This window comes from Evansella tamaricis, assembly GCF_019042215.1.
In the GTDB taxonomy this organism is placed as follows: domain Bacteria; phylum Bacillota; class Bacilli; order Bacillales; family Salisediminibacteriaceae; genus Evansella; species Evansella tamaricis.
The window spans coordinates 1-21347 of sequence record NZ_JAHQCS010000037.1 but is presented as its reverse complement, the minus strand read 5'-3'; the positions used below and the strand labels follow the sequence as shown (position 1 = coordinate 21347).

At 36.3% G+C, this 21347-nt stretch carries 17 protein-coding genes; 2 read left to right on the top strand and 15 right to left on the bottom strand.

The window, feature by feature from the left end:
- On the bottom strand, positions 1–368 hold a 368-nt coding region (locus KS419_RS02340), incomplete at its 3' end, for a carbohydrate binding domain-containing protein (protein ID WP_217064474.1).
- Positions 369–853: 485 nt separating this feature from the next.
- Here KS419_RS02340 and KS419_RS02335 point away from each other — a divergent pair.
- Entirely contained in the window at positions 854–3538 is a 2685-nt protein-coding gene (locus tag KS419_RS02335) for a GLUG motif-containing protein (protein WP_217064473.1), read from the top strand.
- A gap of 187 nt (positions 3539–3725) precedes the next feature.
- Here KS419_RS02335 and KS419_RS02330 read toward each other — a convergent pair whose 3' ends face one another.
- The 14 genes from KS419_RS02330 to sda all read right to left on the bottom strand — a co-directional run bounded on the left by KS419_RS02330 (position 3726) and on the right by sda (position 19627).
- The gene (locus tag KS419_RS02330) at positions 3726–4250 is read right to left on the bottom strand and encodes a methyltransferase family protein (RefSeq protein WP_217064472.1); all 525 of its coding nucleotides are present in this window, start codon (positions 4248–4250) and stop codon (positions 3726–3728) included.
- A gap of 507 nt (positions 4251–4757) precedes the next feature.
- Entirely contained in the window at positions 4758–5843 is a 1086-nt protein-coding gene (locus KS419_RS02325) for a nuclease-related domain-containing protein (RefSeq protein WP_217064471.1), read from the bottom strand.
- 812 nt (positions 5844–6655) lie between these two features.
- Positions 6656–7417 carry an SDR family NAD(P)-dependent oxidoreductase gene (locus KS419_RS02320; protein WP_217064470.1) on the bottom strand — a complete coding sequence of 254 codons (762 nt, stop codon included), beginning with the start codon at positions 7415–7417 and terminating at the stop codon, positions 6656–6658.
- 49 nt (positions 7418–7466) lie between these two features.
- Positions 7467–8999, bottom strand: coding sequence for a xylulokinase (locus KS419_RS02315; protein ID WP_217064469.1), 1533 nt, complete (start codon positions 8997–8999; stop codon positions 7467–7469).
- 47 nt (positions 9000–9046) lie between these two features.
- Positions 9047–10027, bottom strand: coding sequence for a sugar-binding transcriptional regulator (locus tag KS419_RS02310; protein WP_217064468.1), 981 nt, complete (start codon positions 10025–10027; stop codon positions 9047–9049).
- A 181-nt stretch (positions 10028–10208) separates the two neighbouring features.
- Complete coding sequence (locus KS419_RS02305; RefSeq protein WP_217064467.1) at positions 10209–11255, bottom strand: alcohol dehydrogenase catalytic domain-containing protein; 1047 nt, start codon at positions 11253–11255, stop codon at positions 10209–10211.
- A gap of 102 nt (positions 11256–11357) precedes the next feature.
- Positions 11358–12416: a galactitol-1-phosphate 5-dehydrogenase gene (locus KS419_RS02300; RefSeq protein WP_217064466.1), complete on the bottom strand. Its 1059-nt coding sequence runs from the start codon at positions 12414–12416 to the stop codon at positions 11358–11360.
- A 144-nt stretch (positions 12417–12560) separates the two neighbouring features.
- Positions 12561–13226, bottom strand: coding sequence for a YesL family protein (locus KS419_RS02295; RefSeq protein ID WP_217064465.1), 666 nt, complete (start codon positions 13224–13226; stop codon positions 12561–12563).
- A gap of 20 nt (positions 13227–13246) precedes the next feature.
- Complete coding sequence (locus tag KS419_RS02290) at positions 13247–14104, bottom strand: carbohydrate ABC transporter permease (RefSeq protein ID WP_217064464.1); 858 nt, start codon at positions 14102–14104, stop codon at positions 13247–13249.
- Positions 14105–14108: 4 nt separating this feature from the next.
- Entirely contained in the window at positions 14109–15041 is a 933-nt protein-coding gene (locus tag KS419_RS02285) for a carbohydrate ABC transporter permease (RefSeq protein ID WP_217064463.1), read from the bottom strand.
- A 174-nt stretch (positions 15042–15215) separates the two neighbouring features.
- On the bottom strand, positions 15216–16484 hold the full coding sequence (locus KS419_RS02280; RefSeq protein ID WP_217064462.1) for an ABC transporter substrate-binding protein: 1269 nt from the start codon (positions 16482–16484) through the stop codon (positions 15216–15218).
- A gap of 418 nt (positions 16485–16902) precedes the next feature.
- The gene (gene deoR / locus KS419_RS02275; RefSeq protein ID WP_343215016.1) at positions 16903–17886 is read right to left on the bottom strand and encodes a DNA-binding transcriptional repressor DeoR; all 984 of its coding nucleotides are present in this window, start codon (positions 17884–17886) and stop codon (positions 16903–16905) included.
- Between the two features lie 346 nt (positions 17887–18232).
- Positions 18233–18940: an SDR family oxidoreductase gene (locus KS419_RS02270; protein ID WP_217064460.1), complete on the bottom strand. Its 708-nt coding sequence runs from the start codon at positions 18938–18940 to the stop codon at positions 18233–18235.
- A 504-nt stretch (positions 18941–19444) separates the two neighbouring features.
- Positions 19445–19627 carry a sporulation histidine kinase inhibitor Sda gene (gene sda, locus KS419_RS02265; protein WP_217064459.1) on the bottom strand — a complete coding sequence of 61 codons (183 nt, stop codon included), beginning with the start codon at positions 19625–19627 and terminating at the stop codon, positions 19445–19447.
- Between the two features lie 439 nt (positions 19628–20066).
- On the opposite strand from sda, the gene KS419_RS02260 reads away from it, so the two are divergent.
- Entirely contained in the window at positions 20067–20882 is an 816-nt protein-coding gene (locus tag KS419_RS02260) for a helix-turn-helix domain-containing protein (protein WP_246593611.1), read from the top strand.
- The last annotated feature ends 465 nt before the right edge of the window (positions 20883–21347 follow it).

Sequence of the window (21347 nt, the reverse complement as noted above, 5' to 3'; positions counted from 1 at the left end):
TTTGAAGCTAGACGAAGGGTATCTGTACCTTCACTCATTTTCACATCGAAACTTAATGTGTATGTTTCACCTTTATCTAATTTATTTGTTAAGTTTAGAGCTAAACTAGATCCTCTTTCAGATCGATTAAAGAACTTCAGTGATTGATTTCCTGTTGATGCAGTTTCATAGGTTGTTTCTACCTCAGCTGACGGTGCCCAACTTAAGGGTTCCCATCCATGTGTATCCTCTGTTTCAAAGTCATGATGGATAATCAGATTATCACTTTCACTTGATCCTGTCTCAGCCGTAACCGAAATTAATCCCGTTGGAAAAGCTAATAAAACTACTAAAAACATTAATAAAAGTTTCTTAAACTTTCTCCTCATTTTCTGCATTCCCCCACTAATAGATTTTTGGAAACACACTTAAATCTCTAAAAGAATAAAATAATAACAACTTACGCATCAAAATCTACTAGAATCTTGTCCATGTACTAACAATTTCTTCGCCTGACACTTTATCTTACATACTAATATACAAGTTTAGACGCTAGACTCCTCCCCTTTTGAATGACGTATTAAACTTACTATATAAAACGCTTTCATTTTATTAAACCCTATTTTCTATATATATACCCATACAAACTATAGGAGTTAAGCGCTTGCATAATACAGAATATTTAAATTATTATACTAATCTATCTTTCTTTTAGATGTTCATAACATAAATTTATAAATAACTAAACTGGTATACTAGTTGCTAAATTATACTTCTGTATAATATCATTGCGTTTCCTGCCCTTGTTATCCTTTTAGTAGTTATGTTTTTAAGATACAACACATAACTACTAAAAATGGAGAGGAGTCATAACATGCAAAAGAAATTTTGGCAAAAGACCATTGTGATTTTCCTATCACTTATCCTTGTTTTTATTCCAGGGGTAAGTAGTTTGGAAATTGCTTCAGCAAGTGGTGACGGGACAGAAGAAAATCCAATCCAAATTGCAACGCCTGAGGAGTTAAACGAAATTCGTGACGATGACCCCGGTAAGTTCTACGTCTTAACAAGTGACATTGACCTATCAGGTGATCCTTGGAATGACGGGGAAGGATGGGAGCCTATTGGGACAAGTAGTGATCCATTTACCGGAAATTTGGATGGCCAAGGACACATTATCAGTGGACTGACAATAAATCGTCCTAGCACAAACTATATTGGCCTTTTTGGGAGTACCACCGAATCCAATGTTAGTAATCTTACTCTTTATGTTGAAGAGATAGAGGGCAGACATCATGTCGCTGGTTTAATTGGTCACGCAGATAGCACAACACTAAATAATGTTCATGTTGTTGGTGATATTTTGAGTGATGGAAACACAGGGCTACTTGCAGGAACATCAACTGAAGAGACGATTATCACAGATTCTTCTGCTAGCGGATCGATAGAAGTGGATTCAGATGATGAGTATGCAGGTGGATTAATTGGATATGCCGACCAAACGGAAATTTTTGATTCAACTGCAGCGGTGGATATAGATGCTTTTGAATACGTGGGCGGTTTAATCGGTTATTTAGAAGAGGGAAGTGTCCAACACTCGTTTGCATTGGGAAAAATAGAGTCTGACGATCATTACGCAGGTGGATTAATTGGTAAGGTAGTTGATTCTAATATCACAAGTTCTTATGCAGAAGGTGATGTAACAGGAAGAAATTATACTGGTGGTTTAGTGGGAGAAGTGATTGAATCCGAAATCACAGACTCCTTTGCGAAAGGTGATGTATCAGGGAGAGATGAGACTGGTGGCCTAGTCGGTTTAGCTGAAGATAGTGATATCACTAATTCCTATGCGCATGGTAATGTATCCGGAAGAGAGCAAGTAGGCGGTTTAGTGGGCGATGCCGAAGATATGAATATCATTAATTCCCATAGTACAGGTCACATAGAAGGTGATGATGAAGAAATAGGTGGATTAGTGGGTAGCGGAAACAACATTGAAATTAGAGGTTCCTATTCCACTGGTGAAATAAAGGGTGAAGAGAGAGTTGGTGGACTAATAGGATATTCTAGAAACACTTTAATCATTGACTCTTATGCCGTTGGGAATGTTGATGCAATAAAACGTGGAGGTGGATTGGCAGGTTACCTTCTTAATGATAGTAATATAAAGACCTCTTTTGCTTCCGGTGACGTATCCGTTCAACAAGATAAAGCAGGTGGCCTTGTTGGTTACTTGAGAGAAAGTACTGTTTATGATTCCTATGCTACTGGTGACATTAGTGCCGAGGATGAGACTGGTGGTTTAATCGGAAATCTTTATAGTTCAGAAGTGGAGAACACCTATGCTACAGGCCTCGTAACTGGAGAAAACCAAAATATTGGTGGATTAATTGGCGCTAAGGAAGACAGTGACATTTCTAGTTCCTATTGGAATGAAACCGTTAATAGTGACTCTCCATTTGACAACGATTATGGTTCTGGAAAAACGGAAGGGGAGTTACAGGAGAAAGATACCTTTGAAAACTGGGACTTTGACGATATCTGGGCCATACACGAAGGAAATGATTACCCAAAACTTCAGGCATTAGCATCCAATGACCTTACTTCGATTACTGTAAACACATTTTTTATAAACCATAACAAGGAAGTTGCCGTTCCAGGAGACACGGTTAGCTTAATGGTAGACGCTAACTATTTATTTGGAGATACACAGAATGTTACAGAGTTAACCACGTTCCAGGAAAACGATGAAGATATCATAAGCTTCATCGAAATAAGTAACTTGTATGGAGATGTCTATATGGCAGACTTCCAAGTAAACGGATTAGGAAATGCAGAGATTACCGTAGCGTTTGAGGGATTCGAAGAAACGGTTGCCTTCCCTGTCAAGAACTATCATACCGCAATACCTTCAGGGGAAGCGTCTCAATTTGTTCCTGGTGAGACACTCTGGGTGGAAAACACAACTACCTTTATTAAAACACCTGATGAAGCGATGGATTATGGCTATGAAGGGGGAGAAATTACTGCAACTGTCCTAAAGGACGGGGACATTCCAGAACATGGTGGATATGTTTTGTCCGGTGATGTGATCGATTTTGAAGTATTCCTTTATGGTGATTCCCCTTACAATTTTACGTTGACGATGGGATATGATCCGGAACATGATGATGCGGATATATATTATTTTAACGAACGGTTAACTCAATGGGAACCGTTAGATTCCATGATTGACGAGACAAATAATACTCTAACTGTCTCAGTTCCTTCCTTTTCCATCTATGGGGTTTTTGCGAAAGAGCAAACGGATCCTCCTAAAGACGACGAAGAGAAAGATGAAGAGAAAGAAAAACTAGACGATGAAGAAACAGGTGAAAAGGTTCGTGAAAAGGATCCAGGAGAAGATTCCGATGAAGAACCTGCAAAGGATACGAAGGGTGACAAATTACCTGATACAGCAACCAATGCATATAACCTTCTGATGATAGGCTTATTCTTTATCATTGTGGGACTAACTACTCTATTTTTCTATCAACGAAAAAAAAGAGTAACCGAATAATAATGTAGATTATATTTACTTATTTTTATCGCCCCCTGCTAAATTCTCTCAAGATCTGGCAGGGGGTTCAATGAATGAACCATGTACTAGAATACTACTGGACTTAAGACCATTTTCCCTTTCTACTATTTCAAGCAGTATCTTCACCTCTCCCCCCTGGCTGCAAAGAATAAAATCTACTGCGCATCTACTCAGACGACCACCGTGTACGCCTCGGGAAAAGTCTTGGTACATTTTTCTTATATTCAACATATTCCTCACCGAATTTTTTTTCGAGGAGGGGTTCTTCTCGAACAATGAAGTAAACATAATTCACCACGGTGAAAAAGAGAAACCAGAATAATAATGGTAACGATCCTACTATGAGGGATTCTCCGAGTAAAATAAAAGCAACTCCGCTAATCATAGGATTTCGAGTATGTCGATACGGTCCACTGACAACAAGTTTCTTAGGAGGATTCCAAGGTGCCAGTGTGCCCTTTCCTTTTTTAGCAAACTGTAAAACCGTTACGATTACTAAGAAAAATCCAAATAAAGTAATAACTATACCAAAAAGTAATAGGAGAATGCTAAATGATCCTTCTTGTCCCCATAACACCGTATGATGCAGGAAATAGATTAAAATACTTGGAATAATGACAGTAACGTTAAAAGGCAAAAGTAAAATGGAAATGATATGTGACAACAGCGTTGTTTTCGATTGATTGCCCATTACAACTACCTCCTCCCATACAGACTTACTAAACTATTTCCAAAAAAATTGTTCGTATGTAACCATTATATACATTTTAATGTAGTGGCTCCCTCATAGAACAATGTTGACTTTTTCAACGCGTGATTTTAGCGGAAGAGATACACTCCATCAGGGTGATGCACAAATAAGCCTCCACGTTTTATAATATCATTGTGGAGAGGCACTTGAATCACCCGTTATTAATGGTTTTCCCCTCTTATATAATGTCTGCTACACTATACTATTTCTTATGAATTACAATAGAAACACTTGTTTTTTCAAAAACCTGTCTTGGAAAAAAATAGATGGAGATTCTCAAATAAAAAAAGTCCATAGGCACGAAAAACGGATCAGTTCTTCGCACCTTTGACTTAGGGATTCATTTATGATTTTTAATACTAGATTTAGTGAGTAGCTCTAGGTTGCAGCATATTGTATCTCATACTAACTCATCATTCTTACAGAAGATTATGGTTTTCAAAACGATTAAAATCGGTCGCTATTGGCTTCTTTCCACATGCCAATTTCTTTTTTCACATACAATTGGCGAATAGCACGGTTATTAAAGAATTGGTAAAGGGAGTATGCCCCATCGACTTCGGCGAAAAAATGGTGTTCAAAAGGTGTATACACGATTTTTCCAACTTCCTTCCCTTGTTTTTGAAAAAATGCCAATACCGTTTCCCTCTCCTGGCTTGTCAATTCAATGATCTTCATGGATTTCCAGTTTTCATTGACAACCGAAGGATTTTGCACTGTCTTAGTATTCTGTTTAAGCGGTTGGTTTCCTCCTCTTGCTCCAGCTTTCCCCCCCATGGAGGAAGAGGCTGAATTTCCAGTACCACCGCTCCTGTATCCAGGATTTCTTAAGATACTCTTGATTTTTCGCAAATTGGCTTCATTAATAGGTTTCCGAGGTACATAGTCAGAGATGTGGCTCTTTAAGCGATAAGAACTGGTCAGAACAGGAACCTGATTGGAACCAGAAACATTTACCGTTGCCTTCGGATTCGAAAAGAAAACGACACCTTCCACCCAGGCGTTAACTCCGTTTTCCTTAAGATATTTAGATAAAATAAAGACTTGTCGCTTCACTTGCCTGATCGGATTTCCCATTTGTTTTGAATATCTACCGCCATTTTGCCCAACCTTGTGTTGTGTCCACGATTTGTCGTCAGCATTCCCGACGATGCTTCCGTTGTGGTTTTTCACCTCTACCACAAATATTCCATTATCACTAACGATGATCTGATCCAATTCTGCCGTACCTTCACTTGTACTTAATTTTACAGAACGGAAGACATCATAATCACTCGGTAACTGCTGTACAGCCTCCACGGCACGCCGTTCTCCCTGCACTCCAGAATTTAATGCCCTGTATTTATGGAAGAAATGTGCGCCAATCGCTGCAGGAATAAATCCTACTAGGTGAAAAATACCGTTAAACCCATTTCCATTAATAAACATAAAAAAGTAAATAATTGTAGGAATGAAAAAAATAATTGCTTTAATCAAATAAGAATTTGCTGCTGCTTCTAAGTCGTTATGACCATTATTATGTACGTTAGCCAAAGATGCTCCACTCCTTGTTATAAATTGTAGTCTCTTTATCTATTAATCTTCGAAATTGCTATTTTTAAATTGGGTTAATATTTTCTTGGGGAAAAGGGAAAATCACATAAAACTATATTAATATCGTTGGATGGTTCGTCAAGGTTAATAGAATAGATGAAGATAGAATGAAATCGGAAAATAAAGTCAGCCCTTACTACCGATTTGCCGTTATCTGCAACCAGTTTTACCAATTAATTTTCGTTTGTCTGTCCCCCTTTCTCCCGCTAAAGTTGATGACATGTTTCGGCATTATCCTACTATTATACCATTGCTTTTACATTTTTCTTGAAATTAAGTGAAGTATCAAAAAAGGTCCTAGGAGAATTCTATAATTTTTTTGCTAACTAATTAACATTTCAAGAGGGGTATGGAGGAGGATCCTTCTGATACTCCCACGCTTAAAGGAGTGGGTTGAAAGTGAGGTAAGTTTTGTAATATTTAATGTACCCTTTATAGATTAGTCAACAAAAACATTCATTATATGGGCTTTTAAATTCCTCTCATCAATTTTCCTTATTACGATTAATCAACCAAAGTAGTCAAATAAGAGACTGGGACTAAAGTGTTTTAATCAATTAAAAATCCAAGCAATCAGTAGCTAAGGAAATATACTCCGCTATCGTTGTATATTTTTCGGATTTTTAATTATACACTTAAATATGTTCCAGCCTCTTTATTATATAATCTTGGATAGGAGGTAATAATACTAGCATTATATTTATGTTAAACTCATCTTGTTTGCACTAGGCTAATTATAGATCTGAACTCACCTATGCGGTATATCCACCATCTATTGTTAACGTAGATCCAGTTGAGTACTTAATTTTGTCTGATGCCATCATCAAAATTGCACAGGCAATTTCTTCTGGTTTTCCTAGTCTATTCATTGGGCGCATCTCTTGAAATTCTTTTCTGGTCATTTCCGGATTATTAGATTGTTTTATTGCGTTAATTACCATTGGAGTCTCTGTTGTTCCAGGACATACAGTGTTTACTCGTATACCTTTTGATGCATAATCGACAGCCATACTTTTTGTTAATGCAATCATCGCTGACTTAGAAACATTATAAGCTACTTGACCTGGAATCCCGATTAACCCAGCTTCCGATGAAACATTAATGATGACACCGTTTTCATTTGCAAGCATCGAGGGAAGGGCATAATAGGAGCAAAGGTAAGACCCCTTTAAATTAATGGACATGATTTTATCCCATACATCTTCTTTAGTATCATCCAGCGTTGACCTATGATATATCCCCGCATTATTTACAAGAATATCAATTCTTTTATAAACTTCTAATGTTTTATCTACCATATTTTTAACACTTGCACTATCACTGACATCCACTTGAACAAATAAGGCTTCACCATTTGTATTTTCATTAACAAAAGACGCTACTTCTATACCATTTCCCTCGCTTTTCGTCCCAATTACTACTTTTGCACCTTCTTGTGCAAATTGGATTGCAGTTTCCCTTCCGATTCCTGCACCACTACCTGTAATAATCACTACTTTCCCTTTAAATTCCACCCATTTCACCCCATTTGTAAAAGAAGTATAATATCTAACTTTATGGAAATTAGGATTGTAAATTTTGGATCCCTTTATAAAAAGAATGCAATTCTTTTGTATAATCCTCATAGAGTTTCTTATGCTTCACATAAATTTCCTGGTTCCCGAAGTTTGGTGAGAATTTATCTGATCTTTCGGAAAATTGCTTAGCTGTCTGTTTTAAATCTGGAAAAAGGCCAATAGCATTTCCAGCTATTATAGAAGTGGCTAACATGCTTGCATCTTTGCGGTTTAATTTATAATACGTTTTCCCTGTTACATCAGCATTCATCTGTGGCCAAATAGAAGAATTTGCCCCTCCACCAACGATTGTTACATCATTCATCTTATATTCAGGGTACAATCGCTCAATACTATCAAGTGCTAAAGAAAAATCAAAAGTAAAACTCTCAAGTAAGGATCGATAAAAATGTTCCTTTTTATGGCTCCAGCTGTGTCCCATCCACATTCCACGTAATGTACCATCTAAAGGCATAGAACTTCCACCTAATAACCCGATTGACATTAGTCCATCACTGCCTGGTGTTAATTCCATTGCTTTCTTCTCGATTCTAGCAAATGCATCCCCTAATTCTTCTTCATCATTCCTTATAAACGTATTAATGAACCAATCTAAAGTAATACCAGATCCTGCAATAAAATGGGTAGCATAGTATTCACCTGGAATAGCTGATGCTAGTACATCTAGTCTTCGAGCTTTAGTATCTGGTCTGTATTCTTCCACACAACAACTGATTTCCCCATAGGAAGATGCCTCAAATACCAAATCACCTGGCTCTACTGTACCTGTTCCAAGACAACCTGCAACCTTATCACCCGCGCCAGATACTAATGGTATACCTGATTTCAAGCCGATTACACTTGCCATCTTCTCCGTAAGGTAACCACAAACATGGTTACAATTAACAATATTCGGAAGATATTTACTATCAAGGCCAATAGCTTCGCAAATTTCCTTTGACCACTGATCATTATTTACATCTGCTAGCCCGGTCCAAGAAATATAAGAACGGTCTATTACAGCATCCTCAATCGCTAAATCACCTAATCGACCGATGACATAACCACTTATCATTAAGTACTTTACTATTTTTTTAGATTCTTCCGGAAATTCAGTATTATACCACTCAAATTTAGGAGCCATTGCAGGGAAGTTAGTTCCACTTATTTCCAAGAATTTATCTTTTAAAAGGGACATTTGGCGATTCGCATATGGGATGTAGCGTGAATCAAGGGAACATGACCAGGTTGTAATATCTTCCCACCTCTCATTAACTCCCATAAAACCAGACATTTGCCCTGTAAATGCAATAGCTTCGATATTTTTTGCATTATTCCCTAACGTAGTACAGACGTTTTTCATACAAGAGAGAACAGAATCAAAGAGTTCTTCGCCTTTTTGTATAAAAACTCCTGGCTTGGGACGGTAATCTTTAACCGCTTCAAGAGATTCCGCAACACATTCTCCATCTGTATTATACACCCCAGTTTTAATAAAACTTGTACCAAGATCAACGGACATCAAAAGAGTTTTTTTCATGTTCTCATGTCCTTTCAATAAGTATTTTTTTGAATTTAGCTAACTCCTTACAAAGTGCGCTTTAATTTTAAAGTTTCATATTTGACCAGAACTTTTTCTGCTGTTTTTTCATCAATGTAAAGTACATTTGGAAAGTCTCCTAATAAAGCGCCTAAAGTTGCATCCACCTTATTTTCACCTGACACAACAGCAATTCTATATTTCTTCTTTTTTATTTCTTCAAATGACATACCTACTACTCTCTGATCCAATTCCTCATCAACAATTTCCCCATAAATATTAAAGAATCTGGAACAAATATCACCCACTGCCTTTTTAAGAAATAATTGATTATATTCATCTTCTTTAAAATAACCTGCTTGAAATAGAATAGACTGTTTGGTTAAGGCACCAATGCTAAAGATAATAGTTTCACTTTGCTCTGCCAAATGAAGAACATTCCTAACCTGAGAATCATTTTTTAATACATCAGATATTGATTTACTATCAACAATTGCCGGGACAGGACAAAGATAGCCTTCTCCATCACATGCTGCAGCTAGTGTATCAACTATCCTTGTCGCCCCAGTAGATATAGTATGTTTTGGAACTCCACCATTTAACTGAACTACATTTACGTTTGTTACGGACATTTTTTGGATTTCACTTGCTAACGTGTTCATTGTATTTCCCCAAGATACACCTACGACAGAATTATTTTGAATATATCTTTCTAGTCGATCTGCGAGGGTTTTACACACATCCCTTAAAACTATATCTTCCATATTAATAGTAACAGGACAAACAAAAACATCCTTTAAACCGAAACATTGTTTAAGTTTGTTTTCTAACCTAGAAACGGATTCCATTTGATAGTCAATATAAACTTTTATAAACCCCTTATCAATTCCTTTCTGGAGTAATCGGCTGACTGTTGCTTTTGAGATTCCTTCCATTTTAGCAATGTCCTCTTGACCAAGTTTTGCTTCGTAGTACAATTTTGCTACCTTTATAATTTGATAGACTTTATTTTTGTCCACCTTATCCATCACCAACGTTCCTTTAGATATTAGTTCTATTTTATCATTAATACCTATCTCTTTTTTAGGGCGGTTTCAAAAATAAGGGTATACCTATCTTTGAATATTTAGTTTTAATAATGACAATAGCTATTATCCTAAAGATGATCGGTGGATATGGGACTCTTTGAAACTGTGGTTATATAATAGTTCATGTGTTAAGAATTGTTGCTTTAATTATTTTACCATTATCAACATCACGGAATGCTTTACCGATCTCCTGCAAAGGATATTGACTTTTCGTATATTTTTTAACATCTATTCGTTTGGAATATACCATAGCCATTGCTTCTTTATTTTGTTGTGGAGTAGAGGCATGCGCACCATAAACACTGATTTCTTTATAATGAACTAGATTACTGTCAATAAAACCATTTGATTCTCCAGGCAATCCACCAAATAAAGAGATTCTTCCACCTTTGGCCAAAAGGTTCATCCCATCCACTTGTGCCCCTCCTGCTGAACAAGCAATAATAGCTACATCTGCACCCTTCCCGTCTGTTTTATCGCTTATTTCTTTGAAAATATCAACTTCCGTTGAGTTAATAAATAGTACCTTTTCTAATAATTGCTGACATTCATCAATACGTTCTGCACTTCGCTCTATCATAAAGACTTGTTTAGCCCCTGACTCTATTGCCAATTCTGCATGCATACAGCCAATTATTCCAGAACCAAAAATTACAACATCATCACCTTGTTGGATATTCAAATATGATTGAGCATTTATTACACAAGCCAAAGGTTCGCTTAAAGTAAAAATAGAATAATCTTCAACATCCGGTAATCGATATACGTTGCCCATGTTGAATGCAGATTTTGGTAGAACCATCTGTTCAGCGAAAGCCCCATGATACTGAAAACCTATTGTTTTCAAGTGATTACACATATTGAACTGTCCTCGTTTACAACAATAACATTCTCCACAACCAATGGCTGGTGCAACCCCAATATAGTCTCCAACACTAAAATCGTTAGTAGAATCATCGCTTGAAATCTCTAAAATTTTACCTACAAACTCATGACCAAGAACGGTACCTTCATTAATTTTCTTACTTCCATGTCGATAAGTCCGCAAATCGGTCCCACAAATAGAACTGGCAACTACCTGAATAAGAGCCCCTCCATCACCCAGCACTGGCTTTGAGATTTCTTCTAAGCCCATCTTCTTCTCAGAATGGTATATATACGCTAACATCTTACCCCTCCATCTTTAGTGTTATCACTACTTCCAACTAATTAATTGAAAAATAGTAAGTTTAAAGTATTACTATTTTTAACCACTAATAATTGAACTCATTTATTGTGGTATTTTACCTTGTGGATAAATCATAATTTTACTAAAAAAATAATTCCCTTTTGCAATATTCTCGAAAATATCTGGTACTTCCTCTAACTTTAAGCGATGACTGATAATATTTTTTGCTGTCATACCATGTTTATCAAAAAGTTGAATCGATTCTGTCCAATCATTACCAGGGAATGGCTTTGTAAAGGAATTCCAAGAACCTCTAATGTCTAGTTGATTCCTCATAATTAGATCAACATCTTCTTTAGTTAACGGAAGTTCTTTATGAGAAATACCTAATAATATGACCTTCCCCAATTTGGCAGTACTTCGAATACAATCCAGTTGGGCAGAAGGAACACCAGAGAAGTCTATCACGATGTCTGTACCCTGTCCTCCAGTAAACTCTTTTACTTTTTCCACAGGGTTTGTTTCTCTTGAGTTAATGACAAAATCTGCTCCAACTTTCCTAGCCAATTCCAATTTTTTATCCCATACATCTACTGCTACTATCTTACTTGCCCCACATATTTTCGCATAGAGAACTGCAAATAACCCAATAGGCCCAGCACCATAAATACAAACAGAATCACCTGCTTTAAACTCAGCACGTGTCATCGCATGCAAAGCGTTTGCGCATGGATCTGTTGTTGCAGCATCTTCATAAGAGATACTGTCAGGAACTTTAAGAAGATTCTCTTCCTTTACGGTAAGGTATTCAGCCATTGCACCATCACGTCTAGATCCATAATAATCGTAATCTTCACACAAGGAATATTCCCCTAGATCACACCATTGACATTCAAAACACGGAATTAAAGGTGGAACTGTCACCCTATCTCCTACTTTAAACTTTGTAATCTTTGATCCAACATCTGTGATAACTCCGGAAAATTCATGCCCTAATATGATAGGCATTACATGTGCTCCTTTCACGTTCGCTCTTGGGATATCTGATCCACAGACACCAACAGCCATCACCTTCAGTAGCACTTCGCCTTCTTTCATTGTGGGAATTGGAACATCCTCTACACGTAAATCCCTTGGTGCATACATTCTCACTGCTTTCACACTATCTCTCCTCCTTGAAAAAAATTTCATATAAAGAGATTTTTTTCAGTTTTATTTTAAAATTTTTTTGTATTTAGTCAATGACATCTCTCTAGTTCAATACATCTCGGAAAACGAAATTCTTTAAGTTGTCGGATCTTTAAATTAGGTACTGGTACTTTCAATCACTTCCTGATTTGGTTGATTAGTCTCCCTCTGACTATCAATCTTTACAAAACTTTGATTAGCTAACCACATGATAAGTGATGCAATTAAACTAACCTGAAAAAAGAACAAGAATCCAGTTAATTCAAGTAAAATGTAGATAAGAATACTAGAAATAATCATAGAAATAGTTAATACTGGATTAGATACACCAATCACGAAGGCATTTTTAATTACTTGAAGTACTTTTGTCTCATAGTGAACGAACACTGGAAAGACATAGAGCAATGTAACAAGAAATATGATCAAGATGCTGAACATTCCGAAATACATAATCTGCGAAAGGATACCATAATCTATATTACTTAAATAATAGAGATTAAATAATAGAGTACCACCGATGAGAATTAGCAGGACACCTAATTTATTCGCTTTAAGAAACTCACTTTTATATGTTTTCCAGTATGTTTTAAAGATAGGAACACTCTGCTCACCTAATAACCATTTACGAATGATCGTAAAAAGTGCGACAGTTGATGGCACAATGCCAAAAACAATTAAACCAGCCAGACTAAATAATAGCCATAATATATTCAGAACAAACATACGGACAAACCATGTACAAAAAGTGTACGCCATGCCTGCAATCCCACCAAATTCCATCATTTTCACCTCTAATCTATGTGCTATTTTACTGCCCCACTTACAATTCCATTGACAACTCGCTTTTCAAAAATCAGATATAGTATCAAAAGTGGTAATATAGTTACAATTGCGAAAGCAAGTACAACAGGCCATTCCTGTATACCAACGCTATCTCTTAACATAAATAACTGATAAGGCAATGTTCTCATATCTGATGATGATGTCAGAGATAACGCAAATGGGAATTCATTCCAAGCTTCCCTTAAAGAAAATATACTAACTGTTATTATCGCAGGTAAAGATATTGGAATTACCACATACCAGATGACTTGCCATGGTTTTGCACCATCAATGGCTGCCGCTTCTTCTAATGATTTAGGTATCACCTTAAAAAATCCAGCCAATATCCATGTTGCCAACGGTACGGATGATGCTGTATACGTTAGAATTAAAGCCAAATAAGTATCATACAAGCCTACAGCAGTCATTCCAGTAAATAGTGGTACTATCAGTGCGGCCCTCGGAAGTATTCTCGGAACTAAAATAAACAGTAACAAAATGTGACGCCATTTAAAGGCATATCTTGCAAAGGCATAACCTGCAAGAATACTGACAACAACTGCTAATACTGTTGATGTGATAGCCAGGAAGGTACTGTTAAATAAATAGGTCCAAAAATTCGGGAATTGGAATACACGTAAATAGTTATCAAAATTAAAGTTTTCCGGTATTAGTGATGGTGGTGTATTATATACTTCAACTGGTGTTTTAAATGAGGCAGAAAACGCCCATATTAACGGAAGTATTGTCCAAATTGTTAAAATGGCCAGAGGAACCACATACATTTTATCACTTAAAGCCTTTTTAAGTTTATATTTGGAAAAGGTACGTTTTTTCATAGTATCACTCCGTCACCTTAAATATTTTGAGGTAAATAAAACTAGTTACAACGTTAAACAATAAGATAATAACCATCACTGCGCTGCCTAGAGAATACTTCAATTCATTAAATGCTACATTATACATATAAACAGCCATTACTTCTGTAGCCCTACCCGGTCCACCGCCTGTCAACGGTAAAATAACATCAAACATATTAAAACTAGCAAAACTTAACCAAATTAAACTGATCCCCATCATAGGTGCAATAAGTGGCAATATAATTTTTCCAAAAATAACAATTTTATTTGCACCATCCACAATTGCCGCTTCAAATAATTCCTGATCAATACTTTGAATTCCAGCTAATAATATTAATGTGGCAAAAGGACATACAAACCAAACATTTGCTAATATACTAATAAACAAAGCCCAGTTAGGGGAAGATAGGAACAGAATTTGATCAATTCCCATAGTAGCCAGAATCATGTTTATTAACCCCACATCACCACTAAAAACAAAGCGGAACATTACCGCTGTAGCAATTCCAGAAACAAGAAAAGGAATTAAAGCTAACCCCTTAAAGAAATTACTAAACTTTTTGGCTTTATAAAGACTTAATGCAAATCCCATTGCAAATACAAGACCAATAAAAACACTTCCAAATACAAAAACTAATGATCTCAATAATGAACCTATAAATCTATCAGTAGTGAACAAATATATATAATTTTCCAGTCCTACAAATGGTGACCCTGGAACGTTTAAATCTACTCCCCAAAACGACATGAAGGTCCCCGCTATGACCGCATAGCCTAGAACCCCTACAACAAATAAAAGTGCAGGTAATACCAAAACATAAGGCACTGCCATTTTCTTTAGTTTGTTTTTATTAATACCTTTGCTTGGCATCGGGTTAGGGTTCATATTAATACTGACATTTTCGTTGGAATTCAATGCGTTATCCTCCTTCTAGTTCATTAATTCCATCCTTGTAAACTTGCATTCTCTATTATCTAGGAATCATTAACTTTTCTCGCTTGATTACGATAACATGCACTGGTTAAGTAAATTCCCAACCAGTACATGTCGTTTTCTTTCCATTTAAGAGTTATAGTTAATCTTTAATCATTAGTCTAATTCATCAAGTTTTGCTTGAAATTCTGCAACCATTTCGGCTGGATCCCTATCTGGATTACTTAATGCCTCCTGCTTTAAGTCAGTCATTAATTCATACACCTCTGGCTGTCTTAAGTGACTAGGTAGTACCACACCAGAAGCAAAGTCATCCTGGAATCCTTGCGCCCACTCATTAACTTCATAGTATTTTTCCATAACTTCAATATTGGTTGTAGGCTGGTATCGAATAGCTACTTCTTCTACGATTTCTGCATCTGACAAGTATTGAAGTACTTTAAGAACCGCTTCTGGATGTTCAGTATCAGAGTTTACGATCATTGGCCAACTAAACATATTAACTCTAAAGTCTGCTTCTCCACCTGGTCTAGGCGGTTGAACCATACCTTCCCATTCTGTACCAAAGTCCAATTCGTTTTGGAATTGAGCAAACATATTAAATCCTTCTGGTAACATCGCAGCATTTCCACTCATAAATGATCCTCGCATATCACCTGAATCCCAAGATAATACTTCTGGGCTTGTCAAACCTTCTCTTACCAAGGTCTGATAGAATTCAACAATATACCTTCCTGCGTCAGAATCTACAATTGGTAAACCACTGTCAGTATATTGCCCCCCCATGGACATAAACATGGAAGAAAACCAAAGTGGAACAGTTGTGCGATCACCAGGAAGCGCATATCCGTATTGATTATTCGCCAAAATACCTTCATTCTTTAATGTTCTTGCAGCATCCAATACATCATCCCATGTTTCTGGTTTCTCTATTCCAGCTTCTTCAAACCAGTCAGTACGATATGCCATCCAAAATGGTGCAGCATGGATAGCTAATCCATATGGGTCACCTTCATAACTTGGAATTTCGAAAGCTTGTGGCAACAACTTGTTATAGCTATCTGGATCTTCCTCTTTCCACTTTTCATAGTACTCAGACATATTCAGTGCTGCCCCTTGAACGGCTAGTGTTTGAGAATACTCATGGAATATTTGTACAACGTCAGGTGCATTACCTGTATTATGGTTACGAAGGTAATCTGCTACTGCCTGCTCTAGAGGTACAACATCCCATTCCACTTTTATGTCAGGATTATCCGCATGGAACCTTTCAAATTGATCTGCTGGGATAAATTGTTCCCGGCCAAACCAAACATTGACAACAGTTTGATCTCCATCTGATCCAGACGCACCTTCATCCCCTCCGCCGCAAGCTACTAACAACAGAAGTACAATGAAACCAGTAAAAAGAAACCACTTTTTCATTCAGACACACCCTTTTCTTCTTTAGTTATTTTCAAAGATTGATACACAACATCTTCGAACTTTTTAGAGCATTGAAAAATGTTATCTTCTAGTAATTTAATCTGATAACACTTCCCTGTTTACTCTGCTTTTTAAGTACATTTTCGTCATTGAAACCACCCATTTACTCAACGCTACATCATAAACATAAACTGATACTCTCACCCCCCTATTTCAACTTTAGATTTATATCTTTACTAGTTTTCTAATTTTTCTTAGTTTTCAATATTTTCAGTACGGTAAGCGGTTACAAAATGATTGAAAACAAATTTGTCTTGAGAGTTCATCTAGGGGGACCTCGGAGTGGGCTAATCATATACTCACTCCAAGGTGGAATAGAAAATAGCTTATTCGGCTAATTAGAATTAATAAATTTACTTCAAGAATTTTCTATCGGTTCATTGACTTTTTCCATAAACAATTCATCACTGACGATTAGTTCTGCTGTATATTGGTCAGTAATGAGAACATTGGCATAGCCTCCATTTAGTGCACCCATGATACTTGCAATTTTTTCTGATCCACCAGCAACTAAAATGGACGCCTCTTTCTTCTTTAAACTCTCCAGGTCAATTCCAATTGTTCTTTCATAAAGGTCTTCACTGCAAATATCCCCATTAATATCAAAGAATCTCGAGCATATATCTCCCACTGCTTTTTTTCGCTTCAATACCTTCAGGTCCTCTGAGGTAAAATAGCCAGCTTCCACTAAAGTGGAATTCTCACTGAACCCTCCAACAGTAAAGATCGCTATATTAGCCTTTTCACCAAGGTCAAGGACACTCCTAATATGTCTATCAGCTACGATGGCTTGTTTAACTACTAAGTGATCGACTACTGCCGGCAATGGGAGGAAATGTGGGGAAGTATCAAAAGCACTCCCCAAATAATGTAGTATCTCTGATGCGTATGTATTAGTCTCTGAATGACTAATACCACCCGTCAATTGAACTACTTTCGTCCCAACTACTTTTCTAGACTGGATATTTTTCGCTACCTGGTATAATGTTGTCCCCCAGGTCGCTCCAATGATATCTCCATCTTTCACGATACTACTTAGGTATTCTGCGGCTTTTTTGCCAATATACTCTTTAATTACTTGGTCTTCACACATGGGCGTATTAACGATAATACATTCTTTTAACTTATAGCGTTCTTTCAAACTATCTATGAGACGAAGTTTTCCTTCTGTGGGATCTATGACCTCAATCTTTACAATCCCAAATTCCTTCGCTTCATGTAATAGTCTTGAAACAGAAGGCCTTGAAACACCTAGTTGCTTAGCGATATCATTTTGGCTATAGTCCATTTGATAATACATTTTTGCAACTTTTACCATTTTTAAGACTTTCTCTTTCTCTATGTCCATTTTGATCTTCCTATCCTGAAATATTTTTCATATACTCATGAACAGATGTAAACTTATATAATATATTATGCACAATGCTAATAGAGAAATCAATAATATTTTTTAATTATTTATTATTTTCTGTTAATTTAACCTATACTACTTCCATATACAGACAGATAAATAGCAGTAAACAACTAGATTACGAGAATCAGCATAAATGTAATGAAATTCACTAAGATTAGGTTATGATAAGCTTTACGTAACTGGAATGTCTGACAAACTTATTACCTTTTGTTTTTCCATTCACTTTACATATGTTCTCTTTTTACAATTTATTTCATTGTGATCTATATGTTTACTAAAAATGTAATTTATTGCCTTCATAATCCACGAAACAGTAATCCCAACCAATTTTCGTTGTTTCATCAATAATATTTAACATCGCCTCGGCAGAAGAGTCTGGACTTAATGGCGCTTCCTTTCCTCCCATATCGGTGTGACACCACCCAGGATGTATTCCGACTACTTTAAATTGTGGTTCTGATCTCCTTAATTTTTCCGTAAACATATTAACTGCAGTTTTAGACATCCCGTAAAAGTAATCGCTTCCAAAAAGCCAAGGAGTATCTTCTATCCTGCCTGCATCTGAGGAAATATTAATGATTTTGCTTCCTTCTCCATTCAAAAGCGACATAAAGTGTTTAACCATACGAATTGGACCAAATGTATTAATATCAAATGTTTTAAAGCCTTCTTCTAAATCCAAATCCGTAACAGAGGTTGCACGACTTTCAGTAAACAAAATACCTGCATTATTAACAATGACATCTAACTTTACATTCTCTTCTTTCAAATGATTGCTGGTTTCTTTAAGACTATTTTCATTAGATACATCAAGTGGAACGATCTTAATTTGTTCTGGATATTCCTTTTGCAATTCTTGCAACATCTGATGCTCCGTTTCCAAAGACCTAACTCCTGCAAAGACCGTATACCCCCGTTTAACAGCTGCTTTTGTCATCGAAAAACCAAGTCCTCGATTTGTACCAGTGATCAAAATATTCACTTTTAATGCACATCCTTTCGAAGGGTGATAATTTATGAACAAATTATATAATAGGCATGAACATACGTCAACTACTTAACTGATTATTCTTAATTGTGCGTCTATTTAAACAAGTACATTAAGAAGCAAACTATACTCTAAGAAGAACTGAGAAATCATCTTTATGTAAACAAATTCAAACTATAAGAAGCTGCTCCTTATTTTTGTACAAAAAAACGCAGGAGACTAAGTAAGCTCCCACGACTCATCTAAAATCACTGTATATCACCTTTTTAGCTTAACTTCTTCTCTTTTTCAAATGTCGACCCACATTCTATTGAAGGATAGATTTCTGAAAGGAAGATAATAAGTCTATTTTCATTGAATTGTTCCTGATTCTGCTATAAAAGAGTAATAAAACAAACCGTATATAGGGTAATCTTTATAAAAATATGAATGAAATCATGTAATATTGTGATATATAGATGTTTTTTCCAAAGGTGCATGCTATATTTATTTTATCTTTTACACTTTTTCATTATCTTGGAATGTGATTTGTTTTTTTATCTTCGTTTCACGGATGTTATTCAAATTTATTTCACGTCGTTTTAACTCATCAATTACTAGTTGTAGAAACTGGGAATCGATTTCGGAGTTAACTGCTATTTGATATATCTCAATCAACTTTTCATCATTTAAATACCTCATTCCTGACACTCCTTTCAAAAAAATATATCTTAGTTTTATTAAATATTTCATATAGAGAATAAAACAAACTTAATTTCAACTATATAAAACTACGTTCCTATGTAAAAGAGTCCAAATGACGCACTTATAACTTGTTGGAATAGGAGGTAGTTTGTCAATTCTTCTCGAATCTATCCATATCCTAAGTTGAGAGAACTGTTCTGATGCATTAATAGTGTTCTGATATTTGTGGCAAAATGCAACAATCTGACATGGTTTAATCTGATAGAATTAAATGTTGAAATAGAAGTATCACATATCACTCACTAAAAATACTGGTTATCACTAACCGTTGGCATATATCCACTCTTAGATTTTTTTTGATATTCCTTCATGGCATTATGGCATCATTTTCAGCTCGATGATCGTTTTTTAGGAAACTGGTAGAATGGAGGACGCTTTGAGAAAAAATTGGTTAATCGAACTCCGCAAATCAAGAAACATGACTCAGGAAGAAGTGGCTTTTGCTGCATTTATTAATAGAGGGTATTATTCTCAGGTGGAAACAGGAAAACGTACTCCAAGTTTAAATGTTGCGATTAACATTGCCAGAGTACTAAAATTTGATCCAATGATGTTCTATCGAGACCATTTACTCGATTTTTCCGAAAATGGGTTTAATCTAAAAAATAATATACCAGAGACCTTTAGATCGATGATTGACGGTCAAATCCTATATTTGTATAGTAACCCGGACAAATTTGTAGAACATGTTGTGACATTTCTTGTAACTGCCGGGGAAAAAGATAGCCATTGTCTCCTTATTGATGACTATAAAAACTACTGTAAAGTTCGGCAAAAACTCCAAGCCTCCCACAACCATAGGGACATTAATACTCATCTTTGGTCAGTGAATATTGGTGATTTAAAGCATATGGATCCAAAACAAATTGAGCAAAGGATTTTAGATTATCAAATTCATTTTACTGAGATAAAGACGATCCGCATTTGGATTAATGAGGAGACTGTCGATAAAGTGGACTGGCTATATAATTTCGAAACTTATTTAAGAACGAAATCGAGGAATTGGACAAAACCTAAGGTGAAATTACTATTTATACGTTCCTACAATGCCAATAGGATTTCAGCGGATCTTTCCATTAAAATGATGCGAATGTACTCCCATCTGATGACCGATGTGGAAATAGTTCATTCCCCCATTTATAAGAATGATAACAAGTCATTTTTATTTTCGCCCCTCTCTACACAGCAGTAAACATTAACTTGTTTCTGCTTTTTTTATGCCCTTGTCATATTTAGCTGTTGATTTTGTTGCAACTCTTATTGTGCGTTTTGGGAGTGTACTCTGTGCTTCGTACCTATGGGCATCTCATGAACATTGGGCTGGGATGCTGTTTTGTTGCTTTCCTCTTCTAAGGATGCGACAAAAGAGGAGCGCTGCCATGCTGTTTTGTCGCTTCCTCCTCTAAGAATGCGACAAAAGAGGAGCGCTGCCATGCTGGTTTGTCGCTTCCTCCTCTAAGGATGCGACATTAGACAAGGGATGTGGTGTTGTTTTGTCACTTCCTCCTCTAGGATGCGACATTAGAGGAGCGCTGCCATGCTGTTTTGTCGCTTCCTCTTCTAGGATGCGACATTAGACATGTGTTGAGCTGCTGTTTTGTCGCTTCCTCCTCTAGGATGCGACAAATGACAAGAGGATGCCTGTTGTTTTGTCGCT

What these genes read in the sequence shown, in the direction of transcription:
- KS419_RS02290 (WP_217064464.1), bottom strand. Translation starts at nt 14,104, where the DNA reads ATGAAAAAACGTACCTTTTCCAAATATAAACTTAAAAAGGCTTTAAGT.
- KS419_RS02330 (WP_217064472.1), bottom strand. Translation starts at nt 4,250, where the DNA reads ATGGGCAATCAATCGAAAACAACGCTGTTGTCACATATCATTTCCATT.
- KS419_RS02335 (WP_217064473.1), top strand. Translation starts at nt 854, where the DNA reads ATGCAAAAGAAATTTTGGCAAAAGACCATTGTGATTTTCCTATCACTT.
- KS419_RS02295 (WP_217064465.1), bottom strand. Translation starts at nt 13,226, where the DNA reads ATGATGGAATTTGGTGGGATTGCAGGCATGGCGTACACTTTTTGTACA.
- KS419_RS02280 (WP_217064462.1), bottom strand. Translation starts at nt 16,484, where the DNA reads ATGAAAAAGTGGTTTCTTTTTACTGGTTTCATTGTACTTCTGTTGTTA.
- KS419_RS02315 (WP_217064469.1), bottom strand. Translation starts at nt 8,999, where the DNA reads ATGAAAAAAACTCTTTTGATGTCCGTTGATCTTGGTACAAGTTTTATT.
- KS419_RS02305 (WP_217064467.1), bottom strand. Translation starts at nt 11,255, where the DNA reads ATGTTAGCGTATATATACCATTCTGAGAAGAAGATGGGCTTAGAAGAA.
- sda (WP_217064459.1), bottom strand. Translation starts at nt 19,627, where the DNA reads ATGAGGTATTTAAATGATGAAAAGTTGATTGAGATATATCAAATAGCA.
- KS419_RS02310 (WP_217064468.1), bottom strand. Translation starts at nt 10,027, where the DNA reads ATGGATAAGGTGGACAAAAATAAAGTCTATCAAATTATAAAGGTAGCA.